The following is a 5,014-nucleotide window of genomic DNA, read 5'->3' as shown; positions in this document are numbered from 1 at the left end:
TCATAATACACTTCATTTTCAATTAGTATTTTTTCTGCAAGTTATAAATGTAATAACAACAAACAACTTAGATTACCAACCTTATAAGCAATATCATAATCGTGAATAGTTAGGGAAAAGATAAAATAAGGTAATCAATTACATATCTTTATCCCAGGCGATTCATTGCTATCTTCTTTTTATTGAATGGGATATTTTATTTCATGTTTTTTGAAAGGGTGTTTTTAATGGATAAAAAAGTATCTGCCATTCCTCAACCGAAAACATATGGATTGCTGGGGAATCTCCCATTAATCGATAAAGATAAACCCACCTTATCTTTTATCAAGATAGCGGAAGAGTATGGTCCCATTTTTCAAATTCAAACTTTAAGTGATACCATCATTGTCGTTTCTGGACATGAACTGGTAGCAGAAGTTTGTGACGAAACACGATTTGATAAAAGTATAGAGGGTGCTTTAGCGAAAGTTCGCGCCTTTGCTGGAGACGGATTATTTACAAGCGAGACTCATGAGCCTAACTGGAAAAAAGCTCATAATATTTTGATGCCTACATTCAGCCAACGAGCAATGAAAGATTATCATGCTATGATGGTCGATATTGCCGTACAACTCGTTCAAAAATGGGCACGGCTTAATCCGAATGAAAGCGTAGATGTACCGGAGGATATGACTCGCCTTACATTGGATACAATTGGTTTATGTGGTTTTAATTATCGATTTAATAGCTTTTATCGTGAGACCCCTCATCCTTTTATTACTAGCATGAGCCGTGCTCTAGATGAGGCGATGCACCAATTACAGCGGCTGGATATAGAAGACAAACTCATGTGGAGAACGAAACGTCAATTTCAGCATGATATTCAATCTATGTTTTCTTTAGTGGATAATATTATTGCTGAACGTAAAAGTAGTGGAAATCAGGAAGAAAATGATTTACTTTCCCGTATGTTAAATGTGCAGGATCCAGACACTGGTGAAAAATTAGATGATGAAAATATTCGTTTCCAAATTATCACTTTTTTAATAGCTGGGCATGAAACAACAAGTGGATTGTTATCTTTTGCAATCTATTTTTTATTAAAGAATCCGGATAAGTTGAAAAAAGCCTATGAAGAAGTAGATCAGGTTTTAACAGATCCCACTCCAACATACCAACAAGTTATGAAACTTAAGTATATCCGGATGATTTTAAATGAATCGTTACGTCTATGGCCTACTGCTCCAGCATTCAGTCTCTATGCAAAAGAAGATACAGTGATTGGTGGGAAATATCCAATTAAGAAAGGAGAAGATCGTATTTCTGTTCTTATTCCACAACTACATAGGGATAAAGATGCATGGGGAGACAATGTGGAAGAATTCCAACCTGAACGATTTGAAGAGCTGGATAAGGTTCCTCATCATGCTTATAAGCCATTTGGAAATGGTCAACGAGCATGTATCGGTATGCAGTTTGCACTTCATGAAGCCACACTCGTAATGGGAATGCTTCTTCAACATTTTGAATTAATTGATTATCAAGACTATCAGTTGGACGTAAAACAAACATTAACGCTAAAGCCTGGTGATTTTAAAATTAGGATTCTACCCCGAAATCAAACTATTAGCCATACTACTGTTCTTGCGCCTATAGAGGAGAAACTGAAAAACCATGAAATCGAACAGCAAGTTCTGAAGACTCCTTCTATTATAGGAGCCGATAACCTTTCGCTTCTTGTTCTGTATGGATCGGATACAGGAGTAGCAGAAGGTATTGCAAGAGAACTAGCAGATACAGCTAGTTTAGAAGGTGTTCAAACGGAAGTGGTAGCTCTTAACGATCGAATTGGAAGTCTGCCAAAAGAAGGGGCGGTTCTTATTGTAACTTCTTCTTATAATGGAAAACCACCAAGTAATGCAGGACAGTTTGTGCAGTGGTTGGAGGAATTAAAACCGGATGAGCTAAAAGGTGTTCAATATGCAGTTTTTGGTTGTGGAGATCATAATTGGGTTAGTACCTATCAGCGAATTCCAAGATACATTGATGAGCAAATGGCTCAAAAAGGAGCAACAAGATTTTCTACACGTGGAGAAGCGGATGCAAGTGGTGATTTCGAGGAACAGCTCGAGCAATGGAAACAAAGTATGTGGTCTGATGCGATGAAGGCATTTGGATTGGAACTTAACAAAAACATTGAGAAAGAACGCAGTACATTAAGTTTACAATTTGTTAGTCGTCTTGGAGGATCTCCTCTTGCGCGAACATATGAAGCAGTTTATGCATCTATACTAGAAAATCGTGAACTTCAATCATCTAGCAGTGAAAGAAGCACGCGACATATTGAGATATCCTTGCCAGAAGGCGCTACGTATCAAGAAGGTGACCACCTTGGGGTGCTGCCAATTAATAGTGAGAAAAATGTCAACCGAATTTTAAAACGCTTTGGATTAAATGGGAAGGATCAAGTCATATTGAGTGCAAGTGGACGAAGTGTAAATCACATACCTTTAGACAGTCCTGTTAGTTTATTTGACCTTCTTAGTTATAGTGTAGAAGTTCAAGAAGCAGCCACTCGAGCACAAATACGAGAAATGGTGACATTCACAGCATGCCCTCCTCATAAAAAGGAATTGGAATCATTATTGGAAGAGGGAGTTTATCATGAACAAATATTAAAGAAACGTATGTCAATGTTGGATCTTCTTGAAAAGTATGAGGCTTGTGAAATCCGATTTGAACGCTTTTTAGAACTTCTTCCTGCGCTCAAACCGCGTTACTATTCCATTTCAAGCTCTCCACTCGTTGCACAGGATCGTCTGAGCATTACGGTTGGTGTTGTTAATGCACCTGCTTGGATTGGGGTAGGGACATATAAAGGAGTCGCTTCTAATTATTTAGCTCAGCGTCATAATAAAGATGAGATTATCTGTTTCATTCGAACGCCACAATCAAACTTTCAATTACCTGAAAATCCAGAAACACCAATTATCATGGTTGGACCAGGTACTGGAATTGCACCATTCCGTGGATTCTTGCAAGCGCGTCGTGTTCAAAAGCAAAAAGGTATTAACTTAGGACAAGCACATCTATATTTTGGTTGTCGTCATCCTGAAAAGGATTATCTCTATCGTACAGAACTAGAAAATGATGAAAGAGATGGATTAATCTCTTTACACACAGCTTTTTCTCGCCTAGAAGGATATCCTAAAACATATGTACAGCATTTAATAAAACAAGATAGAATCAATTTAATTTCGTTATTAGATAATGGGGCGCATCTTTATATATGTGGTGATGGAAGTAAAATGGCTCCTGACGTAGAAGACACCCTTTGTCAAGCATATCAAGAAATTCATGAAGTCAGTGAACAAGAAGCAAGGAATTGGCTGGATCGTGTGCAAGAAGAAGGGCGATATGGAAAAGATGTTTGGGCTGGAATCTAAATTCTTCTTAATTAGATAAGTAATATTTAATTCACGAACTTCTTTCGACTAAGTATAACTGTAAACAAAATAAACTGCTTTATAAAAACCCTGTATTTTTTATTGAATATGGGGTTTTTTTATTTTTAAATAAAAGGGACGTATATGTTGATTCAAAATCCAATAGTTTTTATGCTTTATATACACAACATGGTAGATTTGACTTAATAAAAAGGGGAAACATCAGGGAGAAGTAGACTTTCATTTAAACGCAACAAAACCTTCGCACAAATCTGGGGGGATATGATTTGAAAATGGGTTAAGAAAAGATTCATTTATGAATGAATTAGTAAGAAAAGCAATACAACATTTTTATGTAAATGGAGCTGTAAATGAATATTTACTTAGGTGTGAAAATAAAGTTGGATTTATTGACCTGTTTCAGGAACTCGAACATAAAGAAGGTAAATGCGTAATTGTTGTTACTCATTCACAAGAAGTTGCAAAAAAATCAGATCGAGCATTTTATTTAAGTAAAATGAAGTTAGTATTAAACGAAATTAAGAATAGTTAAGAAAAAGCTATTTTTGCCCTTAATTAACATAATTTTTGAAATGTAAAAATGTTAATATTTGTTATATGATATATTTGTCAAAGTACTATTCCTGTAGTTTCTATGATGAATCTGTAAGATAGTTTGTTTGTCCCATATATTCACCTTAAACTAAAAAGAACTTGCAGAGATTCCTACAAGTTCTTTTTAGTTTAAGGGTTGAATGTGGATTTGAAATAAAGAAACGATTTTTTGAGAGGAGAAAAGTAAATGTTTATAAGAGCAGAAAGATTATTAATACGAAATTTTGAGTTCAAAGATTGGCAAGCTGTCCATGAGTATACATCAGATAGCAATGTTATGAAATACATACCCGAAGGAGTTTTTACTGAAGAAGATACAAGAAACTTTGTAAATAGAAATATGGGTGAAAATGCAGAGAACTTTCCTGTGATACTGGTAGATGAAAATATTCTGATTGGTCATATTGTTTTTCATAAATATTTTGGTGAGCATACTTATGAGATTGGGTGGGTATTCAATCCTAAATATTTCAATAAAGGATATGCTTCTGAAGCAGCGCAAGCTACATTAAAATATGGGTTTAAGGAAATGAAATTACATAGAATTATAGCTACATGTCAGCCACAAAATACCCCATCATATCGATTGATGGAGAAAATTGGAATGAGAAGAGAAGGATATTTCAGGAAGTGTATACCCCATGGAAATGAATGGTGGGATGAATATTATTACGCTATTTTAGAAGAAGAGTAGTGTCTCAGAACGCATTATTTAAATCAAAATCATAATTATAATGTGGGTGGTGCTCTATGCCGATCAAGCTAACATTATATAAGTTTAATTTCATGTAAGATTTTTTCTTTTTTCTAAAGATCCAGTGCAAGTTCTTTAAAAATTTGCATACAAATAAACCCTATCAGACTTCAATTTTTTTGATTACGCTACATGATTGTGAGACATAGAAAAGTTATATAGGACGCCTAAGAACCTGTCTAAAATCTAGGGTATAATCTATGTAAAAAGGATGATTCCT

Annotated in this window: 2 protein-coding genes and 1 pseudogene; all 3 read left to right on the top strand. The window is 35.2% G+C overall.

The genetic code is table 11. The features are described from left to right. The first annotated feature begins 227 nt into the window (after positions 1 to 227). The 3 genes and pseudogenes from cypD to AB3X49_RS17575 all read left to right on the top strand — a co-directional run bounded on the left by cypD (position 228) and on the right by AB3X49_RS17575 (position 4,734). Positions 228 to 3,425, top strand: a complete 3,198-nt coding sequence (gene cypD, locus AB3X49_RS17585) for a bifunctional P-450/NADPH--P450 reductase (protein ID WP_367963701.1) — start codon at positions 228 to 230, stop codon at positions 3,423 to 3,425. Positions 3,426 to 3,834: 409 nt separating this feature from the next. Next, positions 3,835 to 3,978, top strand: a pseudogene (locus AB3X49_RS17580) (ABC transporter ATP-binding protein); the annotation flags it as partial. 249 nt (positions 3,979 to 4,227) lie between these two features. Further along, a complete protein-coding gene (locus AB3X49_RS17575; RefSeq protein WP_000470557.1) occupies positions 4,228 to 4,734 on the top strand; it encodes a GNAT family N-acetyltransferase in 507 nt (168 codons plus the stop codon). Positions 4,735 to 5,014 lie beyond the last annotated feature (280 nt).

It is taken from the genome of Bacillus sp. C30, from assembly GCF_040838255.1.
GTDB classification, from domain to species: Bacteria; Bacillota; Bacilli; order Bacillales; family Bacillaceae_G; genus Bacillus_A; species Bacillus_A mycoides.
The sequence above is the reverse complement of the archived record's forward strand: the minus strand, read 5'-3'. Positions and strand labels throughout refer to the sequence as shown.

Coding starts and splice junctions, on each gene's coding strand:
- cypD (WP_367963701.1), top strand. CDS start 228: ATGGATAAAAAAGTATCTGCCATTCCTCAACCGAAAACATATGGATTG.
- AB3X49_RS17575 (WP_000470557.1), top strand. CDS start 4,228: ATGTTTATAAGAGCAGAAAGATTATTAATACGAAATTTTGAGTTCAAA.